The sequence below is a fragment of the Anoxybacillus dikiliensis genome (genome assembly GCF_050613275.1).
In the GTDB taxonomy this organism is placed as follows: domain Bacteria; phylum Bacillota; class Bacilli; order Bacillales; family Anoxybacillaceae; genus Anoxybacillus.
In genome coordinates, this window is record NZ_CP187112.1 from 770,192 (window position 1) to 795,389 (window position 25,198).

Below are 25,198 nucleotides of genomic sequence, written 5' to 3' on the forward strand. Positions count from 1 at the left end.
CTTCTTTCAAGTGAAGTGTTGCACAATCTTCACTTGAAAGAGGCGAATAGCATTTACGCAAGGGAGATGAAAACATGTTTACTCGTAAGCGATGGAGAGAAGCAGGAACGGCATATACGCTATTAGCACCGACGTTATTTGTTCTTCTTTTATTTGTCATTGGTCCGATTTTATTTGCCATCTATTTATCGTTTCATAAAGTGCAGCTGTTAGGGACGACAAGTTTTCAATTTGTCGGGTTTGATAACTTTACGCGCATATTCGACGACACCCGTGCAAAAATCGCACTTTGGAATACAGTAAAATACGTGGCGATTGTCGTGCCGACGCAAACGATGTTAGCGCTCGTTTTAGCGGCGACGCTCAATGCCGGTTTAAAAGGGGAAAAGTTTTTCCGCATCGTGTATTTTTTACCGACGTTAACATCGTCCGCCGTTTTGACGCTTATTTTTATGTGGATGTACAACCAAAACGGTCTTGTTAACCACGTGCTTAAGTTTTTCGGCTTGCCGACATACAACTGGCTTGGCGATCCGTCTGTAGCGTTAAATGCGATTATGATAATGAACATTTGGTCGACGGCACCGTTTTTTATGGTCATTTATTTAGCCGCGCTGCAAGATATTCCGGATTCATTGTATGAAGCGGCTGAGCTAGATGGGGCAAACGCTTGGCATAAATTTTGGTACGTCACCGTCCCGTATTTAAGACCTGTCACATCGTTTGTCGTCATTATGGGCTTAATCGGTACGTTCCAACTATTTGACCAGTCATACATTTTCTCTGGCGGTTCAGGCGGTCCGAACAACGCGACGTTAACGGTCGTCCTTCTTATTTATCAATATGCGTTTAAATCGCTTGGCACGATGGGATACGCGGCTGCATTAGCGTTTGCGTTAGCGATCGTCATTTTACTTGCGACGTGGTTGCAGCGGAAGTTTTCAAAAGAAGAGTCGCTTTATTAGGGGGGAAGGACATGCGATTAGGTAAAGCATTATTATATACGATTCTCGTATTATATGCGATCGTGACGATGATTCCATTTTTATGGGCGCTTTCGTCATCGTTTAAAACGCTTGAGGAAATTGTGAGCGGTTCGATTCGTTTTATTCCGAAAGACTTCACGCTTGATAATTATAAACAAATTTTCATTGAACAAGAGCTGTTTCCGCGCTGGTTTATGAATAGCGTCATTATCGCGGTGACGGTGACGATTTTGAATTTAATTTTTAACTCAATGGCAGGGTATGCGCTCGCTCGCCTTCATTTCCGAGGAAAACGTACCATTTTTATGATCGTGCTTGCTGTATTAATGATTCCAGCGCAAGTGACGATGATTCCGAACTATTTAATTTTAAAACAGCTCGGTTGGTTGAACTCGTATCAAGGCATGATTGTCCCAGCGATGATTAACGCGACGTTTATTTTTATGATGCGTCAATTTTTCATTAACTTCCCGAAAGAATTAGAAGAAGCGGCAGCGTTAGATGGGTTAAGCCGCATCGGTACGTTTTTCCGCATCGTGCTGCCGCTTGCTCGACCAGCGCTTGCCGCGCAAGCCATTTTCGTCTTTATGGGCTCGTGGAACGACTTTATGCGTCCGCTTATCATTTTATCCGATCCGCAACTGTTCACGTTGCCGCTTGGGTTAAATAGCTTTAAAGGACAATACATTAGCTACTGGAACTACATTATGGCGGCGTCGATGGTGTTTACGATGCCTGTGTTAGTCATTTATGCGTTTTTCAATCGCTACTTTATTAAAGGTATTTCGTTTACAGGTGGGAAATAGCTTTAATCTGCCCCATATCCGACGTCTTTGTCTGGATGCATAAACGGAGCGTTTACGCTTCGTTTTTTTTCTAATTGCGCGCGGTTTTCAGGCGTGTTCCAGCCGATGTCGTTTGTCGGGTGCACCCATTCGTCCCCAGCCATGATGCTCGGGTCTGTTTCATCGCTCCATTGATGAAGCGGCGAGTTTGGCGAATTGTATTTGCTGTCGCCGATGACGACGCCATATTTGTTTACAAACGGCGGCTGCATGCGAATGCCCGTTCCTTTAAACGACGGAGCATGTATTTGATGCGGCTGCGTTTCGTCCAAAATTGGCGATTCGATTTCTTTATCCATTGTGATCACCTCGCTATTAATGTGGCTTAGCAACGTATAAAATATGTCATTTTGCATGACATTACTTGTGAGGGGGGATTCATATGCGTTTTCCAATTGCACAGTTGCATGAGCGCGACATCGCCCAAGTGCAACAATGGGAACAAACGCTTCGTCAACAAACGGGTGAAGACATTATATTGATTGCATACAAAGGAGTGGAACGTGATGAAGAGAAAAGTGACACATGATGCAGCAAAAACAAATAACCAAACGCCGACGGAAAGCATGCCGAAAGATGAATTCGAAGCGCAATACGCCGGCGGGGAAGATATGAGCCGAGGGGCGAACCGAAATTCGAAAAAAGGACGGCAAGGAAAATGAAAAATAAACAAGCGGGGAAAACGATTCCAATTCCAAGCGATATATTAAAGGAAGAATTCGGGAGCGAACAAGGCGACATCAATGCGCATAAAGTGATCGAGTTGTTAGAAGAAGCGAAGAAGAAAGATGTCTCTCCCTAAATATGACTAAAAGCGCTAGCATGAGGAGCTAGCGCTTTTGTACATCATCTCTAAGCTATCGAATTCCGAACATTCGACAGCTATCTTCTCTAGCAAGGAACATCCCTAAATGATGTCCTTCCCGCACTTTAAATCTTCCTTATAATTCAAATTGTAAAACCTCAATAAATGATTTGTCAATTCGTGTCCATCTCTAAACTATACGTCTCCGCTTTCATCGTCGTTTGGTTAAAGTAAACGATCATCGCCATGTTGCATCGGCGCACTTGTTTCGTTTGTAAATAATGCGGCAAGTCGAAAGGAATCATTTCGACGACGGTATGTTTAAATAATTCTTTTTCGCTTAGGGAAAGAAGATGCGGTTGTTCGGACAGTTTTTCGTATACGCGCGCGCGCACACTCTTGTCCGTTTTTTCGTCCCACCACGGCTTGCGCGGTTTTTGTTTTTGATTGCGCAAATAGTCGTATTTCATGAGCGCTTCGACGATCGGCAAGTCGTTCGTGTGTAACGTTTGTAAAAACGAATAGAGGCGGCGGAATAAATCTTCAAGCTGGTGGCCGATGCGCGCCCATCCTTGTTCGTCCCAATACGTGCCGAACGATTGGAAAAAGTCAAATGGGGTGTCAAATAAATGGGTGACGATATATTCAATCGTCTCGTCCATGCGATGATCGTTCCAATATTTTTCGAGCACATCTTCTACTTGTTTTAAGCGAATGACATCGTCAAATGATAGCACGCGGTTGCGCAACATTTCATACGGTGCCCGATCCATAAAGACGTAGCCGTACTCGTCTGCTTGACGGCGCAATCCTGTGCCGCGCAACATTTTTAAAAACCCGAGCTGCAATTCTTCAGGGCGAAGGGCAAACACGTCGTTAAACGTTTTTCGAAACGATGTGTAATCTTCTTCGGGAAGTCCGGCAATTAAATCGAGATGTTGCGCAATTTTTCCACCTTGTTTCACCATCGTAACCGTTCGGGTAAGCTTATCAAAATTTTGTTTCCGCATGACGAGCTTATTGACTTCGTCGTTCGTCGATTGCACGCCAATTTCAAAGCGAAACAGTCCCGGGGGCGCTTCACGGTTTAAAAACTCAATCACTTCTGGGCGCATAATATCCGCTGTAATTTCAAATTGAAAGACGACGCCCGGCACGTGTTCGTCAATTAAAAATTGAAACATATCCATCGCATAGCTGCGGCTAATGTTAAACGTGCGATCGACAAATTTAATGACTTTCGCGCCATGTTTCATTAAGTAGCGTAAATCTTCTTTTATTTTTTCACGGTCAAAATAGCGCACGCCAACTTCAATGGACGATAAACAAAATTGACAGCTAAACGGACAGCCGCGGCTCGTTTCCACGTATGTGACGCGCTTGGACAAATGCGGAATATCTTCTGGAAAGCGAAACGGCGACGGCATATTCGCTAAATTGATTTTATTTCGTTGCGGATTGATGATCGGTTTGCCGTCTTTGTGAAAGGCAAGTCCAGCGATCGTTGCGACATCTTCACCGCGATGAAGCGCCGTTAGAAGCTGTTTAAACGTTTCTTCTCCTTCGCCGATGACGATATAATCAAACTGTGGTACGCGCTCAAGCCAATAAGAAACATCGTATGACACTTCCGGTCCACCGACGACGATCGTCACGTTCGGATGCACTTTTTTTAATAGCTGAACGACTTCAATCGTCTGTTCAATGTTCCAAATGTAACAGCTAAATCCAACGACATCCGGCTTGCGGCGGTATAAATCGGTGACGATATGTAACACAGGGTCTTTAATCGTATATTCGACGAGCTGCACATGAAACTCCGGTGCGGCGTACGCTTTCAAATACCGGATCGCTAAGTTTGTATGAATATATTTCGCATTTAACGTTGTACAGATAATGTTCACTGCAAACGACTCCTTCATATGTAGGTTGCAACAAGCTATTATATCATATCGGAAGGGAAGGAAAAAAGGGTGCCCTACAAAAAGGACACCCTCTTTTATGTTACGCAGAAATTTGTTTTTCTGCTTTTTTCGTTTTGCCGCGGTTTGACATCATAAAGAAGATGAAAGCGATGACGACGACGGCGTATAAAATAAACCATATGTTGAAGCCGCCGACGATGAAGCCCATGCCAAGCATACCCGCAGCTAAAATGTAATACGTCATCGGAATGAGCGCTTTACGAATTAAACTTCCTTCTTGACCGACGAGGCCGACTGTTGCAGAAGCAGCGACGACGTTATGGACGCAAATCATATTTCCTGCTGCTCCACCAACAGCTTGCAGCGCGACGACGACCGCAGCGCCTGAAGCGGACAAGCCGATGCTTTCTGCCGTACCGAACTGGAAGAGAGAGAACATCATATTGCTAAATGTGTTACTTCCAGCGATAAACGCGCCGAGCGCACCGATGAGCGGCGCAACGACCGGCCATGCCGAACCGGCGATGTGCGATACCCCTTCAGCTAAAACGAGCGGCATGCTTGCAAGCTCTTCTGTTTTTGAGTTAATGAAAATGTTGATCATTGGCACGGCGAAAATGAGCGCCGAACCTGCGCTTAATGCCGTTTTAAATGAATCGCTAAACGCTTTTTTGTAGCTTTTCGCATCCATACGATGTAACACGTATGTGATGAGCGAAACGATGAAGAAAATTGTACCCGGCAAGTAAAGTGGCGTCGATTTAATCGCGATGCCGGAGTTAAATACGTTGTCGATTAAAATCGTGACGCTTTCTCCTGTTAAAAATGTTTTTACTTCCGTTACTGTGCGCGTAATGACGAGCAAAATCGCAACTAATACGTACGGGAACCATGCGTTTAAAAGCGAAATGCGCTTGTTCCCTTGCACGATGTTCACTTGTTCGTTGTTTAAACGGCCGATCCATTCTTGTTCCCATTCGCTCCGCTTTTCAAAGTCAAACGTATCTTTCGGCATAAATAGCCCTGCTTTTGCGGCTGGTACGACGATCATCAGGCCGATTAACGCCCCGACTAACGATGGAAACTCTGGTCCGAGCACGTTTGCGATGATCGCATACGGAACGGTGAACGCCAATCCGGCAAGCAACGCAAATTTCCATACGCGCAATCCTTCACGGAACGAACGATTTTTACCGAAAAAGCGCGTCATCATGCCGACCATAATAAGCGGAATGAACGTTCCGACTAACGCATGAATGAGGCCGACGTTTGCGGCAATTTGCAACAAATAATCCGTAAACTCCATATCGCCAATCGCTTTCATCACCGCTTCTTGGTTCGCAAGCCCTGTATTAACTCCAACGAGAATCGGCGTACCGATTGCGCCGAAAGAAACAGGTGTACTTTGAATAATAAGCGCAACTAATACGGCAGCCATCGCAGGAAAACCGATGGCGACAAGAAGCGGGGCAGCGATGGCAGCTGGCGTACCGAAACCTGCTGCGCCTTCAATAAACGAACCGAACAACCAAGCGATAATGATCGCTTGAATGCGGCGGTCTGGGGAGATGTGAATAAATCCTTGGCGAATCGTTTCGATCGCGCCGCTTTCTTTCACCGTATTTAAAAGCAATACCGCGCCAAAGACGATAAACATAATTTCAATCGCGGTTTTTATACCGTTGACGCTTGCGGCGGCGACAACGTTCATTTTCGTGCCCCAAACAAATAGGGCAATAGCTGCGGTAACGACGAGCGCGACAGGCATTGCGCGGCTCGCTGGCCATTTGAGCACAACGAGAAATAAGAAAACTGTTAAAATTGGCAATAGTGCGATAAATGATAACACGCCGATGCTCATAAAAATCCCCCTTTGTTCAATGTGATGATGTAATTCCTTATCCCCTCGTCATAAGGTCATACAATCATCTGATGAGTATATCATAATGTAAGCGCAACCAATTTTCAATACAAAAATTTAAAAATTTTTCACACTTCTTTTGTGCAAAAATATGATATGATATTCTATTTGTGTGGGGGAGTAAACAAGAGATGATGGGGTGGATAGTGTGTACAAACAAATTAAACCAAAAAAAATATATGAAGAAGTAGCGGAAGCCATTTTACATATGATTCAAACGGGGCAGTTAAAGCCCGGAGATAAACTCGACTCCGTTCAGCAGCTTGCCGAAAACTTTCAAGTTGGTCGCGCGGCGATTCGCGAGGCGTTAACGGCGCTGCGAGCGATGGGGCTCATTGAAATGAAGCAAGGGGAAGGCACATATGTGCGCGAATTTGATCCGGCGATGCTGTCGTTTCCGATTTCTGCTGCTGTGCTGATGAATAAAGAAGACGTTGCTCATTTATTAGAAGTGCGTAAATTGCTTGAAGTCGGCGCGGCTGGAGTGGCGGCGCGAAAACGGACGGAAGAAGATTTGCGTGCGATGCAAAGCGCCCTTACGCAAATGCGTGAGGCGATCGGCGACGAAGAGCTTGGGGAACAGGCCGACTTTTTATTTCATATGGCGATTGCGGCGGCGACGAAAAATCCGCTATTAGTCAGCTTAATGAACAACGTGTCAGGCATGATGATGGAAACGATGCGTGAAACGCGCCGCATTTGGCTGTTTGCGAAACAAGCGACGACGGAGCAGCTGCTTGAAGACCATATCGCCATTTTTGAAGCGATTCGCGAACAAAACATCGAACTTGCACAAGAGCGAATGAAAGACCATTTAGGACATGTGGAAAAAGTGCTTTCTGACTACATACGTTCGTAACGGAGGGAATTCCTCCGAATGTACTCATCAGATGACCGGTTGACTAATTTGGCAATTGCATGTAAAGTGAAGGAAAAGAAAACGTTTTCTTGGAGAGGGGATTTGGGATGAACGTCACATTATTCGTTACGTGTTTAGTCGATTTATTTCACGTCAATGTCGGAAAAGCGACGGTCGAGCTGTTAGAGCGGCTTGGATGCACCATTCATTTTCCAGAAGCGCAAACGTGCTGTGGACAGCCCGCGTACAATAGCGGATATGTAAAAGAAGCGAAGGAAGCGATGAAACATATGATTCGTACGTTTGAACATGCGGAATATATCGTCACCCCATCCGGCTCGTGTGCGACGATGTTTAAAGAATATCCGCACATTTTTAAAGGTGATGGGGAATGGGAAGAACGCGCGCAGCGCCTCGCCGATAAAACGTACGAACTGACGCAATTTATCGTTGATGTGCTAAAAGTGGAAGATGTTGGCGCGCGGTTAGAAGGGAAGGCGACGTATCACACATCATGTCATATGACGCGCCTGCTCGGCGTGAAAGACGCGCCGCTTACGTTATTACAACACGTGAAAGGGCTGGAAGTTGTCCCTTTGCCAAACGCGCACAATTGCTGTGGATTTGGCGGCACGTTTTCCGTAAAAATGGGGCCGATTTCAGAACAAATGGTCGATGAAAAAATTCAATGCATTGAACGAGTCGAAGCGGACTACTTAATTGGCGCCGATTGCGGCTGTTTAATGAACATCGGCGGGCGCATTGAACGAAAAGGGAAGCCGATTCGCGTCATGCATATTGCCGAAGTGCTTAACTGTCGATAGGGGGGACTTATATGGCATTGAAAATTAACATGGGAGAGTTTCACGAACGCGTCGAGAAAGGGATTCATAATACGTTTATGCGCGGAGCGGTGGCAGGAGCGCAAGAGCGGCTGCGCACGCGGCGGTTGGAAGCAGCGGATGAACTTGGCAATTGGGAACAATGGCGAGCGCTCGGGGAAGAAATTCGCCAACATACGCTCGAAAACTTAGATTACTATTTAATGCAGCTGAGCGAAAATGTGAAAAAGCGCGGCGGCCACGTGTTTTTTGCGCAAACGGCAGAAGAAGCGAACGACTACATTTGCCGCGTCGTCAAAAATAAACAAGCAAAAAAAATTGTGAAATCAAAGTCAATGGTGACGGAAGAAATTCATATGAACGCTGCGCTCGAAAAGCTTGGCTGTGAGGTGATTGAAACAGACCTTGGCGAATACATTTTGCAAGTCGACGACCACGATCCACCTTCCCATATCGTTGCGCCAGCGCTTCATAAAAATAAAGAACAAATTCGCGACGTATTTAAGGAAAAGTTAGCGTACACAAAAACGGAAAAGCCGGAAGAGCTCGCGCTTCATGCGCGCCATATGCTTCGCCATGAATATATGACGGCCGATGTCGGCATTACCGGATGCAATTTTGCGATTGCCGAGTCCGGTTCGATTACGCTCGTGACGAACGAAGGAAACGCCGACTTAGTGACTGCTTTACCAAAAACGCAAATTACGGTCATGGGAATGGAGCGCATCGTCCCAACGTTTGAAGAAATGGAAGTGCTCGTTAGCTTGCTGACAAGAAGCGCCGTCGGGCAAAAATTGACGAGCTACATTACGGTGTTAACTGGTCCGCGCGATGAAGGGGAAGTGGACGGTCCGGAAGAATTTCATCTCGTCATTGTCGATAATGGGCGTTCCGATATTTTAGGAACGGAATTTCAGCCGGTGCTACAATGCATTCGCTGCGCCGCTTGCGTCAACGTCTGTCCGGTATATCGCCATATCGGCGGACATTCGTACGGCTCGATTTATTCGGGACCGATCGGAGCGGTGTTGTCGCCATTGCTCGGTGGATATGACGACTATAAAGAGTTGCCGTATGCCTCGACGTTATGTGCGGCATGTACGGAAGCGTGCCCGGTTAAAATTCCGCTTCATGAGCTGCTATTAAAACATCGCCAAACGATCGTCGAGCGCGAAGGAAAAGCGCCTATTTCCGAAAAGCTAGCGATGAAAGCGTTCGGATTAGGTGCGGCATCGTCGCTCTTATATAAAATCGGTTCAAAAGTGGCGCCGAGCGCGATGAATCCGTTTACCGTCAACGACCGCATTTCGAAAGGGCCGGGACCGTTAAAAGCATGGACGGACATTCGCGAGTTTCCAGCGCCAGAAAAAGAGCGGTTCCGCGATTGGTTGAAGCAAAGGGGGAATGAGTGATGGAAGCTTTTTTACAGCGCATTGCGTCGCGGCTCGGGCGCGATGTGCGTATGTCTGTGGAACGTCCCGTCTGGAAACATGCCCCGCAACATACCGTATTTCAAGGGTATAGCCAAGATGAGTTGTTAGAGGCGCTAAAACAACAATGTACCCGCATTCATACGACGCTCGTTGAAACGACAACAGATGGGCTTTATCACACGATCGAACAAGTCATTGACGCACATGGCGGTGGGCCGATCGTTGTCGCAAACGATGAGCGATATGAACAAGTCGGTTTATGTTCGTTTTTAAAAAGAGAAGATGTGCACGTATGGGACGTATCGCTCGGACGAGCAAACATTGAGGCGGCGGAAAAAGCAAACATCGGCATGACATTTAGCGATATCACATTGGCTGAATCAGGAACGGTTGTGCTATTAAACAATCGCGATCAAGGGCGGACGATTAGCTTTTTACCGAAAACGTACGTGGCGATTATTCCAAAAAGCACGATCGTTCCGCGCATGACACAAGCGGCGCGCATCATTCGCGAACAAAAACATGTTCCGTCATGCATCAATTTCATTACAGGTCCAAGCAACTCCGCAGATATTGAAATGAATTTAGTCGTCGGCGTGCACGGACCGGTGAAAGCGACATATATCGTCATCACCGACCGATAGAGCAGCAAAAAAGCTGCTCTTTTTTATTCCGATCAGATTAGTAAAATTTTCAGAAAGTTAAGAAGGAATAACAAAAAATGTAGCGAATATAATCGTAACGATATAGTAGAGAGGGAGTTAGTTGGGGAGGGAAAGCGTTTGAAAGGAAATATGATTGAACAGTCTTCATCCATCGAGCTTGTCAAACAAGAAAAAGAAGCGATGGAAGAGAAAATAGGTCAATATCGTTTTATTTTCGAACAAGCGACAGATGCGATTGTGTTAGTGAATAAAGACGGGGCGTTCATTGACATGAATGAAGCGGCGTGCCGTCTGTTTCGTGCGTCAAAAGAAAAACTGCGACAAAAACATTTTCAAGACTATTTGCATCTTGTTCCTGAACATATTTTCCAATTCCAAAAACAAATGCTCCACAAGTTCGGGTCATATGACGACGAGCTAGTCATCCGTTTAGCTGATGGCGAAACGAAGCATGTGCAATTGTTTATGCGCCGCCACCCATCATTTGATTTATACATCATCCGCGACATTTCCTCGAAAAAAGTGCTTGAGCGTGAACGGTCGATTAACGAAACGTTATTTAAAGATTTGTTTAACCGCGCAGGCGACGGCATCGTCATTTTTGATGTACAAGGCCGATTTATTGATGCGAATCCTTCCTTTTGCGCGAGCGTCAACGTAAACAAGGAGGAGTTGTGCAAGCTTTCCATTCAAACATTTATCCCGATCGAATATCATCATTTGTTCGACCAACTGTTGCTGACGTTAAAGCGCACAGGGACAGTATCGAGCGAACTGCCGTTTATTTTAGCAGACGGCATGCAAAAGTTGTTTGAAATCACGCTCACGACGAACGTACATAGCGGCTTTTTTATGGCGATTATGCGCAACGTCACCGAAAAACGAAACATGGAAATGAACTTACAGCGAAGCGAAGAACGATTTCGCGCCATTTTTGAACAAGCTCATGAAGCGATTATTATTTGCGATGATTTTGGCAACATTTTGCGCGCCAACCCTGCGGCAAGCCGAACGTTTGAATTGCCGCTTCACGATCTCGTCCATGCGAACGTCTTGCAATTTATCGATGCAAAAAGCAAAAAAGCGCGCCGCGTGCTACGGCAATTTTTCCGCGACGGACAAATTCGTGACGAATTAACATTTCATATGCCAAACGGAGAGCGAAAACAGCTTGAATTTACATCGAAAAAAGGGGCGATTAACGGCTACCATTTAACGATTTTTCGCAACGTGAGCGAACGGAAAAGAATGGAGAAGGAGCTGCGCGAACAAGAACAAAAATTTCGCAGCATATTTAATCATGCAATGGACGGAATCATGTTGATTGACAATGAGCAGCGCATTTTTGATGCAAATCCGGTGGCGTGCCGCATTTTCGCTTTGAAAAAAGAACAGTTCATCGGAAAAAGCGTGCACGCTTTTATCGGGGCGAATCATTTAAAACGTTTTCAAACATGGTTGAACGAAGCGAAGGAAGAAGAAGAGTTTGTCATGGTGGACGGAGAAGGGAATCGAAAAATTGTTGAACTGTCGTTTAAACCGAACGTCATTGAACATGTTGGGCTTATGATGGTGCGCGACATCACGGAGAAAAAAGAAATGGAAGAACGTCTGCGCAAGTCGGATACGTTAAACGTTGTCGGGCAGCTTGCCGCAGGAATCGCCCATGAAATTCGCAATCCGATGACGGCGTTAAAAGGGTTTATCCAACTGTTGCAAGGAAGCATTGGTCATGAGAGCGAAACGTATCATATGTACTTCGATGTCATTACGTCGGAATTAAAACGAATCGAATCCATCATTACCGAGTTTCTCGTGCTCGCGAAACCGCAAGCCATTCATTACGAAAAAAAAGATGTCGCGAAAGTGATGCAAGAGACGGTTGACTTGTTAAGCGTGCAAGCGACGATGCATAACATTCAAATTGAAGCGGCGTACGAACACGTTCCACTCATTTATTGCGACCCGAAACAATTAAAACAAGTGTTTATTAACATATTAAAAAATGCGATCGAAGTGATGCCAAAAGGTGGGACGATTACTGTGTCCGTTCAGCATGTCGACGAAGGGGTGCGCATTGCCGTTCGCGATCAAGGATGCGGCATTCCGAAAGAAAAAATAAAAAAACTAGGCGAGCCGTTTTATACGACGAAAGAGCGGGGGACAGGGCTCGGATTAATGGTAAGCTATAAAATTATTGAAGAGCATCGCGGACGCATCGACATTGAAAGCGAAGTAGGTGTCGGCACGACGTTTTATATTACTCTACCAACGACGAACGATATGTAGTACAATAGACTTATATGTCAAGACAGCTAAAGAGGTGGATATGATGTTATTTAAACGTCTTCGTCCGGCAGTAAGCGAACTGCTCGAGAAAGGAACGGACTATTCGTTTCACGGACGATTTGTCGATACGTTATCGTATAACCATTTTACGACAGAAGATTTCGCAAAGTTAAAACAAATTGATGAACTCATCGCTCCGCACAAGCAAGAAATGATTCGTCTTTTATATGAAGGATTGCAACACGTGCAGCCGGAAGCGGCGAAAACGGTGACGGAAGCGCGCGTTGAGGCGTATGTGAACGCCTTTTTTACAATGGAGCGCAATCGGGCGTACGTCGATGAATCGCTCCGCTTTTTCCATCTGTTGCGCAAAGAAAAAGTGAACGTCGGCAAAATTATCGTCGCCTTTAATCAGCTTAATTTCTTCGTTTTAACGACGCTTTTAGCGAAAGTGGCGCTAGCGCCAAAACGTTGTTTAGCGCTGATGGAAGCGTTACAACGGGCGATGAATATCGAGCAGCAGCTACTTGTGGAAGTGTATACGGAAACGATGATGGAGCAAATCGCAAGCGGCACAGCTGAGCTGATGGAACAAAATGCAGAAATTATGTTTATTAAAGATTTGCTTCAAGCGCTCGATCAGCAAAATAGCGACGTGCAAATGGTGACGGCGGCGACGGAAGAAATGACGACAGCCGTATCAGAAGTCGCACATGCGGCGACCGTCATCGCAGAAAAAACGACGACGTCGGTGGAGCGGGCAGAAAAAGGACAACATATGATGAACGAAGCGTTTGAAGAAATTATGGAAACGTCTGAGCAGTTTACCCATATGGTTGACCGCTTCGAACATTTACAACAACATTTAAGCGCGATTGAAAAAGTGATGCAACTCGTGAATGGGATTGCGGATCAAACGAATTTGTTGGCGTTAAACGCCTCGATTGAAGCGGCGCGTGCCGGGGAATACGGAAAAGGGTTTTCCGTTGTGGCAGAAGAAATTCGGAAGCTTGCTGATCATACGGTACAATCGCTCGGAGAAGTGCAACGAAACGTCGGAGAGTTGCGGACGATTTCATCAGAAGTGTCATCTGCTATTCATTCAACGTCAGCGACGATTCGCCAAGCGGTCACCCAAGCGCAAGAAGCAATGCCGCTCTTGCAAGACATTGTCCATGCGATGGGAGACATTCAAGATAGCACAAATACGAACGCAGCTGTTGCCGAACAGCAAGCCGCAGCTGTCGATGAGATTGCTACTCGCATGTCATCGATCGCTTCATTAACGGAATACGTGCGCGAACTCGGCGAAAAAACAGGAAAGACGGTGCATGCGCTAAGCAAAGCGATTGACCGTTTCCGTTTAAGTATGGTGAATGAAAATAGCGTGAAACTATCCGCTAAAGCGCTTCTCCATTTGGCAAAAACGGATCATTTATTATGGAAATGGCGCATTTATAATATGATTGTCGGCTACGAGACCGTTCGCCCAGAAGATGTCGCTTCCCACCATCAATGCCGATTAGGAAAATGGTACTTTGATGAACAAACGAAAAAACAGCTAGCAGGCACGCCAGCGTATGAAAAGCTTGATGCCCCTCATGAACGAGTGCACGTCGCGGCGAAAAAAGCAGCGGAAGCGTATGCAAAAGGCGATATAAAAGGTGCAGAAGCGCAACTCATTGAACTCGAACAAGCATCGACCGAAGTCATTCGTCTCATTGATGAACTGATCGAAAAAGTGAAAAAAGAACGGACGTTTGAAACCCACCTTGTGTAAGGTGGGTTTATTTTTTCACGATATGGGACAACGCAAGTGCGAAAATTAAAATCGTTCCTTTTATTATATCTTGGGCGTAGTACGGAACGTTCATCATCGTCAGCCCGTTTAACAACACCCCGATTAAAATCGAACCAAGCAGCGTGCCGATGACGTTCGGTTTGCCTGCGCCAAAGACGGAAAAGCCGATAAAGGCAGCAGCGACACCATCCATTAATAACGAAGCACCTGCCGATACTTGTCCGGTGCCGATGCGCGAAGCAAGAACAATGCCGCCTAAAGCAGCGAACAGCCCGCTAATCATATACGCAATCGTGCGGTAACGATCGACGGGAATGCCGGTGAGCCTTGCTGCTTCGCGATTTTCGCCCGTCATATAAAACAAGCGACCGAATTTCGTATACGTCAAAAACAGATGAGCACAAACGACGACAAAAAGCATAAGCAACACAGAAAACGGGATGCCAAACAGCTCTCCTTGCCCGATAAATAAAAACGATGGAATAAATTTTCCCGGAGCCGTTCCGCCTTCTGGAAGCGGCATATCGTTGTAAATCGAAAATCCTTTCGTATACGTCAATTGCACGCCATTAATGATATACATGACCGCTAACGTCGCCAATAAATCAGGCAAGCGAAGGCGAATGATGAGAAAGGCGTTTAGCAGTCCGACGAGCACGCCGAGAAGAAGCGGAACGATGAGCGCCACGAAAAGCTCTTGGCGATGTAAAACGAGCGCGGAAGCACTTGCGATCGTTGCTAAACTAACGGTTGAGCCGACTGATAAATCAAATCCATCGACAATTAATGAAAACGTTATGCCAATCGCAACGAGCGTGACGATTGAAATGGATCGTAAAATGTCGCTAAAGTTTGCATACGTGAAAAAAGAGTCGAGCGTGATGCTGAAAAAGCTAATGACGACAACGATGGCGAGCATCGTTCCGTATTTGTATAAAAACTTCATTCGACTCCACCTCCCGTTGTATCATGGACGAGCTGTTCGTATGTCGCTTCTTGCGCGTCTATTTTTTTGATGAAACGACCGTCGACCATGACGTAAATCGTATGTGCAATGCGGAGCAGCTCTTGAAACTCGCTCGTGAAATAAATGATCGCTTTTCCTTCTTCAGCAAGCGAGCGAATGATCGAAAATACTTCTTCTTTCGCATGCACGTCAATGCCTTTTGTCGGCTCGTCAAAAAGAAATACGTCGCTATTCGTTTGCAGCCATTTGCCGATAACGACCTTTTGTTGATTGCCACCGCTTAAGTTTTTCGCTCGTGCGGTCGGCGAGGATGGACGAATATGCAGCGACGAAATGAGCGATGTCGCGATCGTGCGCTCGCGTCGTTTATGAATCCATTGCCATTTCGAAATGTTCGACAATAGGCGCACCGTCAAATTTTTTTCTACTGTTTCGTTCATAAATAATCCTTGTTTTCGGCGCTCCTCTGGAATGAGACAAACACCTGCTTCGATCGCATCTTTTGGCGATGTCCACGTTTGTTTTTTCCCGTGCACGATGCGTTCCCCTGTCGTTTTCACATGGGCGATGATGCTTTCTGCTAATTCTGTTTTTCCTGCCCCAACGATGCCGGCAATGCCGACAATTTCCCCGCGTCGTACAGTAAGGTCGACCGTCGTTTTCGTTTTTGGAATGTATAGTTGTTTCACTTCAAAAATCGTTTCTTCACTTTTTTCCCGTGCAAACATGTTGCGCGTCTCCGGTTGCCGCCCGACCATATGACGCACGATCTCCTCCGTCGGTAGCGATCCATCACCTTCATACACGACGTGACCGTCGCGCAAAATTGTCATCCGGTCGCAAATTCGTTTTACTTCGTGCAATTTATGCGAAATGTAAATAAACGACACGCCTTGCGCTTTCAATTGTTCAATCATCGTAAACAGCCGTTTCGTTTCTTCTTCGCTTAACGAAGCGGTCGGTTCGTCTAAAATAATGTAGCGCGCGGAAGAAGAAAGGACGCGGGCGAGTAAAATAAGCTGTTTTTCATGGAGCGAGCACGTTTGGACGGATGCATCAGGCGACAAGTGTTTTAGGCCGACGCGCGCAAGAAGCTGCAACACAAACGTCCGCTTTTTCGCTTTTGAAAACAACATGTTCGGTTGTTCAACGATTTGTTCAGCAAGCACATTTTCATATACGGATAGGGCAGGGAATAACGCTGCGTCCACTTCTTGCACGACATGTCCGATGCCCGCTCGCTTCGCATCTCTTGGGGAAGAAAACGTATACGACCGTCCGTCTATGTCAATCGTTCCTCCGGTCGGTTGAAGGTGGCCAGCTAAAATGTTCATTAACGTGCTTTTTCCCGCGCCGTTCATACCTAAAAGGGCGTGAACTTCGCCCGGTTGGACATGGAAGTTCACGCCGTTTAATACGGTGACATCGCCAAACGAATGGACGATTTGTTTCATGGAAAGTCCGCTCATTGTTTTTTCACCTGTTGTTCGAGCGTTTTCATCCATGGCGAGACAGCGACATTTGATTGTCCCCAGCCCGAAATGTAGTTGTGCAGTTCGCCCATCGACACTTGTTTATCCGGCAAATCGGAACGTTTCACTAAATGCGGCTCAAGCGAGTAAATGTTTGGCGTTTTTTCGCCTGCAATTTTTTGATACGCAAAGCGCACTTGCACGCGTCCGACTTCCGCTGGGTCGGTTGCTGTCGTTGCGACCCATGGGCTATTCGGTTGTTGAATCATTTGTAAATCTTCATCGCTTAAGTCAATGCCGTACACTTTAATTTCTGTTCGACCTGCTTGTTGAATCGCACGCGTCGCTCCTTTCGCAAACTCATCCCACGTCGCAAACACCGCATCGATGTCGCCTTTGTTCGGATATTTTTTCAAAATCGCTTCCATTTGTGTTTGTGTATCTAACGCTGTATTGGCGCTTGCGGTGCCGAATTTCGCGACTTCTTTTATGTTCGGATATCGTTTTTGAAACGCTTCGTAAATGACGTGGCGCCGTTCCATCGGCGTAAAGCCGCCGACCCAAATCGTGACAATTTCTCCTTCACCGTTTAAATCTTCCGCTAACGTTTTTAACGTTTTCCACGCTAAGCTGTAATCGTCTTGGTCAATGACGGTCACACCCGGAATGTTTAAATCGTTATCGAACGCGACGACGTGAATGCCTTTAGCCAATGCTTTTTCCACAGGGGCTTTTAGCGCATCCGCCCGTCCATGGTCTAATAAAATCGCATCGACGTTTTGATTGATCGCCGTTTCGACGTACGACGCCATCTTCGTTAAATCGTTATCCGCGTTATAAATTTGCACGTCGCCGCCAAATTTTGCGACTTGTTCTTTTACGCCGGCGATATATTGCGATGAAAACGTGCCGATCGACATTTGCATAATGGCAGCAATTTTAATCGGCTTTTGTAGCGCTTCTGGAATGTCCGCTCCTGTTGTTTCATTCGTTTGTTTCGTTTCTTCTTTCGGTTGTTGTGCCGGTTTAGAAACGGCATCTTGTTCGTTCGTGCATCCGGCTAATAGCGCCAAAAGAAGCACGAAGGCAAGCCATAAATTTCTCATGCGAATACCTCCTCAAATAATGTCGGTAGTTTTGTTGCGTAATCGCCAAAGATGATGCCTTTTTCGGTAATAATGCCGGTAATGAGTTCATGCGGTGTGACGTCAAAGGCAGGATTGTACACGTTCACATCCGGGGCGATGCGCACACCGCCGATATGCGTCACTTCTTCTTTGGCGCGTTCTTCAATCGGAATGTCGTCCCCTGTTTCCGTTTGTAAGTCGATCGTCGATAGCGGAGCGGCGACGTAAAACGGAATGTTGAACGCGTTCGCTAAAATCGCTAAGCCGAGCGTGCCGATTTTGTTTGCTGTATCGCCGTTGGCGGCAATGCGGTCTGCCCCGACAATGACGGCAGAGATACGTTTTGCTTTCATCGTTTGCGCCGCCATGTTGTCGGTAATAAGCGTCACATCGACGCCAGCTTGCGAAAGCTCCCAAGCGGTAAGCCGTGCCCCTTGCAAAACTGGCCGTGTTTCACAAGCGTACGCATGAAGCGTCATTCCTTTTTCTTTCGCTAAATGGAAGGGGGCGAGCGCCGTTCCGTAGCGGGCGGTAGCAATCGCCCCGGCATTGCAAATCGTCATGATGCGATCGCCGTCTTGAAACAAAGAAAGGGCATGTTCGCCGATGCGGCGGCATACGTCTTCATCTTCTACTTGAATGCAAATCGCTTCATGAATGAGCGTCGTTTTCGCCTCGTTGACGGATTTGGCTTGTGCAACGCTTTTCATAAGCCGATCAAGCGCCCAAAATAAGTTGACAGCGGTCGGACGCGAGCTAGCTAAATAGTCGCGGTCGCGCTTTAACTCGGCATAAAATTGAGCTAAGTCGTCCGTCTCATACGATTTTGCCGCAAGCGCTAAGCCGTAGGCGGCCGTCATGCCGATGGCCGGCGCCCCGCGCACTTTTAACGTCACGATCGCATCCCATACGTCTTTGATATTTTTTAATTCTAAATATTCAGTCTTATGAGGCAACGCTTGTTGGTTTAAAATCGTGATATGTGTATCGTGCCATTGTACCGATTTCATTGTCTTCCTCCTAGCTGTTCACATGTACCGTTTGTTGCACAAGTTGTTTGATCGCATGAATTGGCAATTGTTCGCGCTGTACGATCAGCGCACGTCCGAGGCGAAGCGCATGACGTTTCACATCAAGTCGGCGTTCAAGCGGCAATTCGTCAACGTCTGCGACATGCGCTAAACCGATTGTTCGGCGAATGACTTCACAGCCAGCAAATCCAATCGCTTCTGTGAGGGCATCGAGAAGCACGTCATGAAACACGCCAGAAACGGTCGCGTACGGTTCATTGCTTTCACGCCAACATTCCGTAAATGTGCGGACAAACACGTCCCACGTTTTTTCAATATGCGCAAAAAGCGGAGCGCGTTCGCTTTCATGGCGAGCGAGGGCGTTTAACAGCAAATTGGCGAAAAATTGCCCGAGATCAAAGCCGATTGGACCGTAAAATGCAAATTCTGGATCGATTACTTTCGTATCATCGTCGCTTGCAAAAATGCTTCCGGTATGTAAGTCGCCATGAAGCAACACGTCTGCTTTTGTTAAAAAGAGACGCTTTAATTTCGCTGCTTCGCGCTTGAGCTCATCATCTTGCCAAAGCTGCTCGACATCCGCGCGAAGTTCCGCTTCAAAGCTGTTTGTGTCGTGGTCAAAAAACGGGTCGGTCAATACGAGATCTTCTGTAATTTTACAAAGTTCAGGGTTTGTAAATTGTTGGGCGAGCTTCTTTTTTTGTTGTTGGTTCATGCCAAAATCCGATGTGTAAAACGCTGTTTTCGCGATAAATTCGCCGATATGTTCCGAAAGTTTTGGAAACGTTTTTCCTTCGATCAGCCCGCGGCGTGCGATTTGTAAATGCGATAAATCTTCCATCACCGTAATCGCTAAAGTCTCATCGGAATAATACACTTTCGGTACATACTGAGGGACGTAGCTTGCGAATGTGCGTAACGCTTGGCTTTCGATCGTCGCCCGTTTTAACGTGAGCGGCCAGCTTTCGCCGACGACTTTCGCATACGGTAACGCTTGTTTGATAATCATGCTGTCGTTTGTGCGCTCGTCGACGATACGAAACACGAGATTTAAGTTGCCATCGCCAATTTCTTGGCATGAAAGAAGCGCCTCTTTTCCAAAAAGCCCTAACCGAACAGCAAGGGCGATCGCTTTTTGTTCTGTTAACGGTTCGTACATAGTAATTCCTCCCTTAGCATAAATAAAAAACCTCTTTCGCTGAACGAAAGAGGTTTGAAGTTTGCTTCGCACCTCTTATCTCTCAGCTTACTGCTGCAAGAATTAGCACCGTGCGTTACCGCCGGTTGCCGGGCTTCATCGGGCTCGTCCCTCCACCTGCTCTTGATAAGAGTGTTTATCGTTATTTGAATGTTTTTAACAGTGAAAAAGTTTCGTGAATTCGCTTGATTCGAATCATACATCGCTTCATGCTCGTTTGTCAATCATTTTTTTCAAAAATTTTATACACGTCCGGGCGACGATCAGCAAAAATCGGGATGCGCTCGCGCACATGTTGCACGTCGTTTATATCAATATTCGCCGCAATGACCGCTTCTTGTTCGTCCCCTTCAGCGAGCACGTTTCCCCACGGATCGACGATCATCGAGTGGCCGGCAAATTCGTTGTTCGGATCTTTTCCTGCTCGGTTGCAAGCGACGACGTAACATTGATTTTCAATCGCGCGCGCCATTAACAACGTACGCCAATGATGCAGGCGAGCGAGCGGCCATTCGGCGACGACAAATAGCACTTCGGCGCCGTGAAGCGCATGCGTGCGAATCCATTCTGGAAAACGAATGTCATAACAAATGACGCCTGCGCACGTCGTGTGAGCAAGCTCGAATACACCTAACGTCTCACCAGCTTGCAAATACATATGTTCATCCATCAATTTGAACAAATGAAGTTTACTATATTCGCTGACGACATGACCGTTTCGGTCGACGACATACATCGTATTCGTCATTTGTTTGCCCGTTTTTTTTGCTACCGATCCGCCGACAATATGCACATCGTACGTGCGCGCAAGCGAGGAAAGAAACGTTTTTGTATCTTCGCCGTTTTCGTCGGCGATGTCGCCAAGTCTCGTTAAATCGTAGCCTGTCGTCCATAGTTCTGGCAAAACGACGACGTCGACGTCGCGCGCCATTTGTTCCATGTAGCGCACGACCGTTTGTTTATTTTTTTCAGGCGCTCCAAACGCAATGTCCATTTGTATGCAAGCAATGTTCATTTCATTCACCTCGAAAAATTTTCTTTACATTTTGATTTTTACGATATATGATACATGACTAGAATTTCAACCTTTTTGTGAAGTAGGTGTGCGAAAAATGAAAACATTTCCGCAATCGAACTTGTTACAGCAACTACCGAAGCAATTTTTTGCTTCGCTCGTTCAAAAAGTGAATGCGGTCATTGCTGAAGGGCATGACGTCATTAATCTTGGGCAAGGAAATCCCGATCAGCCGACCCCAGCTCATATTGTAAACGCGATGCAACAGGCGGTGGCAAAGCGAGCGTATCATAAATATTCACCGTTTCGCGGATATTCGTTTTTGAAAGAAGCTGTAGCGACGTTTTACAAACGGGAGTATGGGGTAACGATTGACCCTGAAAAAGAAGTCGCCATTTTATTTGGCGGCAAAGCCGGGCTCGTTGAAATGCCGCTTTGTTTATTAAACCCCGGCGATGTCGTGCTCGTTCCCGATCCCGGTTATCCGGACTATTGGTCGGGCGTTGTGCTCGCGCGGGCGCGCATGGAAATGATGCCGCTGCGGGCGGAAAACGACTTTTTGCCCGATTATGAGGAACTAAACGAAGACGTTGTTCGCCAAGCAAAACTCATGTTTTTAAACTATCCGAACAACCCGACAGGCGCGACAGCGACGGAATCGTTTTTTAAAGAAACGGTTTCGTTTGCACAAACATACGACATTGCCGTCGTGCACGATTTTGCGTACGGGGCGATCGGTTTTGACGGGAAAAAGCCGGTCAGCTTTTTGCAAACAGAAGGGGCGAAAGATGTCGGCATTGAAATTTATACGTTTTCAAAAACGTACAATATGGCAGGATGGCGCATCGGCTTTGCCGTTGGTAACGAAAGTATGATTGAAGCGATCAACGTTTTGCAAGATCATTTGTATGTGAGCATGTTTGGCGCCATTCAAGAAGCGGCGGCGGTCGCGCTTTTACAGTCGCAACAATGCGTCGCTGAGCTTGTCGCCACGTATGAAGCAAGACGGAATACGTTTATTCGCGCGTTAAAAGACATCGGCTGGAACGTGCAAGCACCAGCAGGATCTTTTTTTGCTTGGCTTCCGGTGCCAAAAGGATATACGTCTGAGACGTTTGCTGACTTTTTGCTTAATCAAGCGCATGTCGCCGTTGCACCGGGCATCGGTTTTGGAGAACATGGGGAAGGCTATGTGCGCACAGGGTTATTGACGAGTGAAGAACGGCTAAAAGAAGCAGCGGAACGAATCGGACGGTTGCAACTTTTTTAAAAAAGTCGTTGACAAACACATGATGTACTGTCATAATTCGAATTAAATTTATGCAAAAAAACGAACTGTTCAAAAAATGATATACATTGCGAATTCTTATCAAGAGTAGGCGGAGGGACGAGCCCGATGAAGCCCGGCAACCGACTTAACAGACGTTAAGCACGGTGCTAATTCTCGCAGCAGTACGCTGAGAGATAAGAAGAGACGAACGATCGTGCCTCTTCTTATGAAGAGGTTTTTTATTTGTAAAGGAGTGGGAGTATGATTACCGCAACATATTTGATTCATGATGACAAAGATTTGGCGAAAAAAGCGGAAGGGATTGCACTTGGGCTCACCATCGGGTCGTGGACCGATTTGCCGCAGCTTGAACAAGAGCAGTTAAAAAAACATAAAGGTGTTGTTGAGTCAATTGAACAGCTTGAGGAAGATGAGCGCGTTAATACATATTTCGGAAAGCGCTTGAAGCGTGCGCTCGTGCGCATTTCGTATCCGAGCGTCAATTTTAGCGCCGATTTTCCAGCGATTTTGACGACGACGTTCGGCAAATTGTCGCTTGATGGAACGATTAAACTCGTTGACCTGACGTTTTCTAATGAATTAAAACGGGCATTTCCGGGTCCGCGCTTTGGCATTGATGGCATTCGCGAAAAGCTTGGCGTCTTTGACCGTCCGCTTGTGATGAGCATTTTTAAAGCGGTCATCGGTCGCGATTTGCGATATGTGACCGAGCAATTAAAACTGCAAGCGCTCGGCGGCGTCGATCTCGTGAAAGACGATGAAATTTTGTTTGAAAACGACTTGACGCCGTTTGAAAAACGCATCGTCGCAGGAAAAGAAGCGTTACAGGACGTGTACGAACAAACAGGGCATCGGACGTTATATGCGGTGAATTTGACAGGAAAAACGTTTCAGTTAAAAGAAAAGGCAAAGCGCGCGGCAGAACTTGGCGCGGACGTGCTGTTGTTTAACGTGTTTACATACGGACTTGACGTGCTGCAAGCGCTTCGCGAAGACGATGACATTCGTTTGCCGATTATGGCGCATCCGTCATTTAGCGGCGCGATCGCTTCCTCGCACGTGTATGGAGTGAGCTATGCGCTTCTTCTTGGCAAACTGTTGCGTATGGCTGGGGCGGACTTTTCACTTTTCCCGTCTCCGTACGGAAGCGTAGCGCTTGAAAAACAACAGACGCTTGCGATTGCTGATGAACTGACGAAAGAAGAGCCGTTTGTCCGCACGTTCCCTGTTCCATCGGCTGGCATTCATCCGGGGCTTGTGCCGCTTTTAATTCGCGATTTTGGCATCGATTCGGTCATTAACGCAGGCGGCGGGGTGCACGGTCATCCAGCTGGAGCGGTTGGCGGCGGGCAAGCGTTTCGAGCGGCAGTAGAGGCGGTTCTTTCAGGGCGTTCGCTTCATGATGCGGCAAAAGAAAACGAACCGTTACGACAAGCGCTTGACTTATGGGGGAGCGCGTCATGAAGCCAGTCATTTTTTGCGACTTTGACGGGACGATTACGTTAAACGATAACATTATTGCGATTATGAAACAGTTCGCTCCACCAGAGTGGGAAGCGATCAAAGACGATATACTTGCACAAAGATGCTCCGTACAACAAGGCGTCGGGCGCATGTTTTCTCTTTTACCGTCGTCATCGAAAGAACAAATCGTGCAATTTTTGCTTGACACCGCGCGCATTCGCGACGGATTTTCTGAGTTTGTCGCGTTTACGAACGAGCGACAAATTCCGCTTTATATCGTTAGCGGCGGCATCGACTTTTTCGTCTACCCGCTGCTTGACGGGCTCATTGAAAAAGAACGCATTTATTGTAACGGCGCCGATTTTAGCGGTGCTACGATTCAAATTACGTGGCCGCATGCATGCGATGAACATTGCCAAAATGAATGCGGTTGCTGTAAGCCGTCGCTTCTTCGTAAACTTGCGCCAAAAGGGGCGAAAACGATCGTCATCGGCGATTCGATTACCGATTTAGCGGCAGCAAAATTAGCGGATCATGTGATCGCCCGCGACTTTTTGCTGAAAAAATGTCAAGAGCTTCGTTTGCCGCATACGCCGTTTACGACGTTTTATGATGTCATCGATGCATTAAAAGAAAGCGAGGTGATTGTATGAAAGAGAAATGGGAAGAGCTAGCGGAAGTAAAACGAGAACTAGCGGCGCGCGACTGGTTTATGGCGACAAGCGGCAATTTGTCGCTCAAAGTGAGCGATGAGCCGCTCACGTTTTTTGTGACCGCAAGCGGCAAAGATAAACGAAAAGAGACGAAAGAAGACTTTTTACTCGTCGATGCGGACGGACGACCGGCGGAAGCGACGCATGTAAAGCCGTCGGCGGAGACGCTTCTTCACGTTGAAATTTACAACAAAACGAACGCCGGCTGCGTTTTGCATGTGCATACTGTTGACAACAACGTCATTTCTGAATGGTATGGCGATGAAGGGGAAGTCGTTTTTACAAATCAAGAAATCATTAAAGCGTTCGGATTATGGGAAGAAGATGCGCAATTTCGCATTCCGATTATTCCGAATTTCGCACATATTCCGACGTTGGCGAAGGAATTTGCGAAACATGTGCATGAAAGCACAGGGGCGGTACTTATTCGCAATCACGGCATTACCGTTTGGGGAAAAGATGCGTTTGAAGCGAAAAAATGGCTAGAAGCATGCGAGTTTTTATGTCAGTATCACGTCAAATTATTACTTTTAAAACGATAAGGGGGAA

General features: G+C 46.6%; 24 protein-coding genes and 2 riboswitches. Of the genes, 15 read left to right on the forward strand and 9 right to left on the reverse strand.

Annotation, left to right across the window (positions count from 1 at the left end):
• Positions 1–74 precede the first annotated feature (74 nt).
• Both ACPF7I_RS04130 and ACPF7I_RS04135 read left to right on the forward strand, forming a co-directional pair.
• Positions 75–965: a carbohydrate ABC transporter permease gene (locus tag ACPF7I_RS04130; protein WP_430744659.1), complete on the forward strand. Its 891-nt coding sequence runs from the start codon at positions 75–77 to the stop codon at positions 963–965.
• Positions 966–976: 11 nt separating this feature from the next.
• Complete coding sequence (locus ACPF7I_RS04135; RefSeq protein ID WP_430744657.1) at positions 977–1,792, forward strand: carbohydrate ABC transporter permease; 816 nt, start codon at positions 977–979, stop codon at positions 1,790–1,792.
• A gap of 2 nt (positions 1,793–1,794) precedes the next feature.
• Here ACPF7I_RS04135 and ACPF7I_RS04140 read toward each other — a convergent pair whose 3' ends face one another.
• Entirely contained in the window at positions 1,795–2,130 is a 336-nt protein-coding gene (locus ACPF7I_RS04140; protein ID WP_430744655.1) for a DUF3905 domain-containing protein, read from the reverse strand.
• An 83-nt stretch (positions 2,131–2,213) separates the two neighbouring features.
• Between ACPF7I_RS04140 and ACPF7I_RS04145 the strand changes: the two genes are divergently transcribed.
• The 3 genes from ACPF7I_RS04145 to ACPF7I_RS04155 are packed head-to-tail and all read left to right on the forward strand — an operon-like array spanning position 2,214 to position 2,633.
• Positions 2,214–2,360 carry a hypothetical protein gene (locus ACPF7I_RS04145; protein ID WP_430744653.1) on the forward strand — a complete coding sequence of 49 codons (147 nt, stop codon included), beginning with the start codon at positions 2,214–2,216 and terminating at the stop codon, positions 2,358–2,360.
• Positions 2,338–2,493 (forward strand): hypothetical protein, encoded by a 156-nt coding sequence (locus ACPF7I_RS04150; protein WP_006321568.1) that lies wholly within the window; start codon positions 2,338–2,340, stop codon positions 2,491–2,493. Before ACPF7I_RS04145 ends, ACPF7I_RS04150 begins: the two co-directional genes overlap by 23 nt.
• Positions 2,490–2,633, forward strand: a complete 144-nt coding sequence (locus ACPF7I_RS04155) for a hypothetical protein (protein ID WP_430744651.1) — start codon at positions 2,490–2,492, stop codon at positions 2,631–2,633. Before ACPF7I_RS04150 ends, ACPF7I_RS04155 begins: the two co-directional genes overlap by 4 nt.
• 176 nt (positions 2,634–2,809) lie before the next feature.
• Here the strand turns inward: ACPF7I_RS04155 and ACPF7I_RS04160 are convergent, their stop codons facing one another.
• Both ACPF7I_RS04160 and ACPF7I_RS04165 read right to left on the reverse strand, forming a co-directional pair.
• Positions 2,810–4,540, reverse strand: a complete 1,731-nt coding sequence (locus tag ACPF7I_RS04160) for a B12-binding domain-containing radical SAM protein (protein ID WP_430744650.1) — start codon at positions 4,538–4,540, stop codon at positions 2,810–2,812.
• Between the two features lie 100 nt (positions 4,541–4,640).
• The gene (locus tag ACPF7I_RS04165) at positions 4,641–6,422 is read right to left on the reverse strand and encodes an L-lactate permease (protein WP_430744648.1); all 1,782 of its coding nucleotides are present in this window, start codon (positions 6,420–6,422) and stop codon (positions 4,641–4,643) included.
• A gap of 199 nt (positions 6,423–6,621) precedes the next feature.
• Between ACPF7I_RS04165 and ACPF7I_RS04170 the strand changes: the two genes are divergently transcribed.
• The 6 genes from ACPF7I_RS04170 (at position 6,622) to ACPF7I_RS04195 (ending at position 14,350) form a co-directional block, all read left to right on the forward strand.
• A complete protein-coding gene (locus ACPF7I_RS04170) occupies positions 6,622–7,341 on the forward strand; it encodes a FadR/GntR family transcriptional regulator (RefSeq protein WP_430744646.1) in 720 nt (239 codons plus the stop codon).
• Between the two features lie 107 nt (positions 7,342–7,448).
• On the forward strand, positions 7,449–8,165 hold the full coding sequence (locus ACPF7I_RS04175; RefSeq protein WP_430744644.1) for a (Fe-S)-binding protein: 717 nt from the start codon (positions 7,449–7,451) through the stop codon (positions 8,163–8,165).
• Between the two features lie 11 nt (positions 8,166–8,176).
• Entirely contained in the window at positions 8,177–9,595 is a 1,419-nt protein-coding gene (locus ACPF7I_RS04180; RefSeq protein WP_430744642.1) for a LutB/LldF family L-lactate oxidation iron-sulfur protein, read from the forward strand.
• A complete protein-coding gene (locus ACPF7I_RS04185) occupies positions 9,595–10,260 on the forward strand; it encodes a LutC/YkgG family protein (protein ID WP_430744641.1) in 666 nt (221 codons plus the stop codon). The genes ACPF7I_RS04180 and ACPF7I_RS04185 overlap by 1 nt, the downstream gene beginning before the upstream one ends.
• 150 nt (positions 10,261–10,410) lie before the next feature.
• Complete coding sequence (locus ACPF7I_RS04190) at positions 10,411–12,570, forward strand: PAS domain S-box protein (RefSeq protein ID WP_430745977.1); 2,160 nt, start codon at positions 10,411–10,413, stop codon at positions 12,568–12,570.
• 40 nt (positions 12,571–12,610) lie between these two features.
• On the forward strand, positions 12,611–14,350 hold the full coding sequence (locus ACPF7I_RS04195; protein ID WP_430744640.1) for a methyl-accepting chemotaxis protein: 1,740 nt from the start codon (positions 12,611–12,613) through the stop codon (positions 14,348–14,350).
• A 7-nt stretch (positions 14,351–14,357) separates the two neighbouring features.
• On the opposite strand, the gene ACPF7I_RS04200 is transcribed toward ACPF7I_RS04195, so the two are convergent.
• The 6 genes from ACPF7I_RS04200 to ACPF7I_RS04225 form a co-directional block, all read right to left on the reverse strand.
• Positions 14,358–15,317, reverse strand: coding sequence for an ABC transporter permease (locus ACPF7I_RS04200; protein ID WP_430744638.1), 960 nt, complete (start codon positions 15,315–15,317; stop codon positions 14,358–14,360).
• Positions 15,314–16,807, reverse strand: coding sequence for a sugar ABC transporter ATP-binding protein (locus ACPF7I_RS04205; RefSeq protein ID WP_430744636.1), 1,494 nt, complete (start codon positions 16,805–16,807; stop codon positions 15,314–15,316). The genes ACPF7I_RS04200 and ACPF7I_RS04205 overlap by 4 nt, the downstream gene beginning before the upstream one ends.
• Positions 16,804–17,916 carry a sugar ABC transporter substrate-binding protein gene (locus ACPF7I_RS04210; RefSeq protein ID WP_430744635.1) on the reverse strand — a complete coding sequence of 371 codons (1,113 nt, stop codon included), beginning with the start codon at positions 17,914–17,916 and terminating at the stop codon, positions 16,804–16,806. Before ACPF7I_RS04210 ends, ACPF7I_RS04205 begins: the two co-directional genes overlap by 4 nt.
• Positions 17,913–18,947: an S-methyl-5-thioribose-1-phosphate isomerase gene (gene mtnA / locus ACPF7I_RS04215; protein WP_430744633.1), complete on the reverse strand. Its 1,035-nt coding sequence runs from the start codon at positions 18,945–18,947 to the stop codon at positions 17,913–17,915. Before mtnA ends, ACPF7I_RS04210 begins: the two co-directional genes overlap by 4 nt.
• Positions 18,948–18,957: 10 nt before the next feature.
• A complete protein-coding gene (mtnK, locus tag ACPF7I_RS04220) occupies positions 18,958–20,127 on the reverse strand; it encodes an S-methyl-5-thioribose kinase (protein WP_430744632.1) in 1,170 nt (389 codons plus the stop codon).
• Between the two features lie 72 nt (positions 20,128–20,199).
• Positions 20,200–20,299, reverse strand: a riboswitch (SAM riboswitch).
• A gap of 87 nt (positions 20,300–20,386) precedes the next feature.
• Positions 20,387–21,181, reverse strand: a complete 795-nt coding sequence (locus tag ACPF7I_RS04225) for a carbon-nitrogen family hydrolase (protein ID WP_430744631.1) — start codon at positions 21,179–21,181, stop codon at positions 20,387–20,389.
• 97 nt (positions 21,182–21,278) lie between these two features.
• On the opposite strand from ACPF7I_RS04225, the gene ACPF7I_RS04230 reads away from it, so the two are divergent.
• The 4 genes from ACPF7I_RS04230 (at position 21,279) to ACPF7I_RS04245 (ending at position 25,191) form a co-directional block, all read left to right on the forward strand.
• Positions 21,279–22,451 (forward strand): pyridoxal phosphate-dependent aminotransferase, encoded by a 1,173-nt coding sequence (locus tag ACPF7I_RS04230; RefSeq protein ID WP_430744630.1) that lies wholly within the window; start codon positions 21,279–21,281, stop codon positions 22,449–22,451.
• Between the two features lie 93 nt (positions 22,452–22,544).
• A riboswitch (SAM riboswitch) is annotated at positions 22,545–22,652 on the forward strand.
• A 60-nt stretch (positions 22,653–22,712) separates the two neighbouring features.
• Positions 22,713–23,936 (forward strand): 2,3-diketo-5-methylthiopentyl-1-phosphate enolase, encoded by a 1,224-nt coding sequence (gene mtnW, locus ACPF7I_RS04235; protein WP_430744628.1) that lies wholly within the window; start codon positions 22,713–22,715, stop codon positions 23,934–23,936.
• On the forward strand, positions 23,933–24,589 hold the full coding sequence (locus ACPF7I_RS04240) for a 2-hydroxy-3-keto-5-methylthiopentenyl-1-phosphate phosphatase (protein WP_430744626.1): 657 nt from the start codon (positions 23,933–23,935) through the stop codon (positions 24,587–24,589). The genes mtnW and ACPF7I_RS04240 overlap by 4 nt, the downstream gene beginning before the upstream one ends.
• Positions 24,586–25,191: a methylthioribulose 1-phosphate dehydratase gene (locus tag ACPF7I_RS04245; RefSeq protein WP_430744625.1), complete on the forward strand. Its 606-nt coding sequence runs from the start codon at positions 24,586–24,588 to the stop codon at positions 25,189–25,191. Before ACPF7I_RS04240 ends, ACPF7I_RS04245 begins: the two co-directional genes overlap by 4 nt.
• Positions 25,192–25,198 lie beyond the last annotated feature (7 nt).

What these genes read in the sequence shown, in the direction of transcription:
- ACPF7I_RS04225 (WP_430744631.1), bottom strand. Translation starts at nt 21,181, where the DNA reads ATGAACATTGCTTGCATACAAATGGACATTGCGTTTGGAGCGCCTGAA.
- ACPF7I_RS04200 (WP_430744638.1), bottom strand. Translation starts at nt 15,317, where the DNA reads ATGAAGTTTTTATACAAATACGGAACGATGCTCGCCATCGTTGTCGTC.
- ACPF7I_RS04180 (WP_430744642.1), top strand. Translation starts at nt 8,177, where the DNA reads ATGGCATTGAAAATTAACATGGGAGAGTTTCACGAACGCGTCGAGAAA.
- mtnA (WP_430744633.1), bottom strand. Translation starts at nt 18,947, where the DNA reads ATGAAATCGGTACAATGGCACGATACACATATCACGATTTTAAACCAA.
- ACPF7I_RS04155 (WP_430744651.1), top strand. Translation starts at nt 2,490, where the DNA reads ATGAAAAATAAACAAGCGGGGAAAACGATTCCAATTCCAAGCGATATA.
- ACPF7I_RS04240 (WP_430744626.1), top strand. Translation starts at nt 23,933, where the DNA reads ATGAAGCCAGTCATTTTTTGCGACTTTGACGGGACGATTACGTTAAAC.
- mtnK (WP_430744632.1), bottom strand. Translation starts at nt 20,127, where the DNA reads ATGTACGAACCGTTAACAGAACAAAAAGCGATCGCCCTTGCTGTTCGG.
- ACPF7I_RS04245 (WP_430744625.1), top strand. Translation starts at nt 24,586, where the DNA reads ATGAAAGAGAAATGGGAAGAGCTAGCGGAAGTAAAACGAGAACTAGCG.
- ACPF7I_RS04230 (WP_430744630.1), top strand. Translation starts at nt 21,279, where the DNA reads ATGAAAACATTTCCGCAATCGAACTTGTTACAGCAACTACCGAAGCAA.
- ACPF7I_RS04175 (WP_430744644.1), top strand. Translation starts at nt 7,449, where the DNA reads ATGAACGTCACATTATTCGTTACGTGTTTAGTCGATTTATTTCACGTC.
- ACPF7I_RS04190 (WP_430745977.1), top strand. Translation starts at nt 10,411, where the DNA reads ATGATTGAACAGTCTTCATCCATCGAGCTTGTCAAACAAGAAAAAGAA.
- ACPF7I_RS04185 (WP_430744641.1), top strand. Translation starts at nt 9,595, where the DNA reads ATGGAAGCTTTTTTACAGCGCATTGCGTCGCGGCTCGGGCGCGATGTG.
- mtnW (WP_430744628.1), top strand. Translation starts at nt 22,713, where the DNA reads ATGATTACCGCAACATATTTGATTCATGATGACAAAGATTTGGCGAAA.
- ACPF7I_RS04130 (WP_430744659.1), top strand. Translation starts at nt 75, where the DNA reads ATGTTTACTCGTAAGCGATGGAGAGAAGCAGGAACGGCATATACGCTA.
- ACPF7I_RS04135 (WP_430744657.1), top strand. Translation starts at nt 977, where the DNA reads ATGCGATTAGGTAAAGCATTATTATATACGATTCTCGTATTATATGCG.
- ACPF7I_RS04150 (WP_006321568.1), top strand. Translation starts at nt 2,338, where the DNA reads ATGAAGAGAAAAGTGACACATGATGCAGCAAAAACAAATAACCAAACG.
- ACPF7I_RS04195 (WP_430744640.1), top strand. Translation starts at nt 12,611, where the DNA reads ATGATGTTATTTAAACGTCTTCGTCCGGCAGTAAGCGAACTGCTCGAG.
- ACPF7I_RS04210 (WP_430744635.1), bottom strand. Translation starts at nt 17,916, where the DNA reads ATGAGAAATTTATGGCTTGCCTTCGTGCTTCTTTTGGCGCTATTAGCC.
- ACPF7I_RS04165 (WP_430744648.1), bottom strand. Translation starts at nt 6,422, where the DNA reads ATGAGCATCGGCGTGTTATCATTTATCGCACTATTGCCAATTTTAACA.
- ACPF7I_RS04145 (WP_430744653.1), top strand. Translation starts at nt 2,214, where the DNA reads ATGCGTTTTCCAATTGCACAGTTGCATGAGCGCGACATCGCCCAAGTG.
- ACPF7I_RS04140 (WP_430744655.1), bottom strand. Translation starts at nt 2,130, where the DNA reads ATGGATAAAGAAATCGAATCGCCAATTTTGGACGAAACGCAGCCGCAT.
- ACPF7I_RS04205 (WP_430744636.1), bottom strand. Translation starts at nt 16,807, where the DNA reads ATGAGCGGACTTTCCATGAAACAAATCGTCCATTCGTTTGGCGATGTC.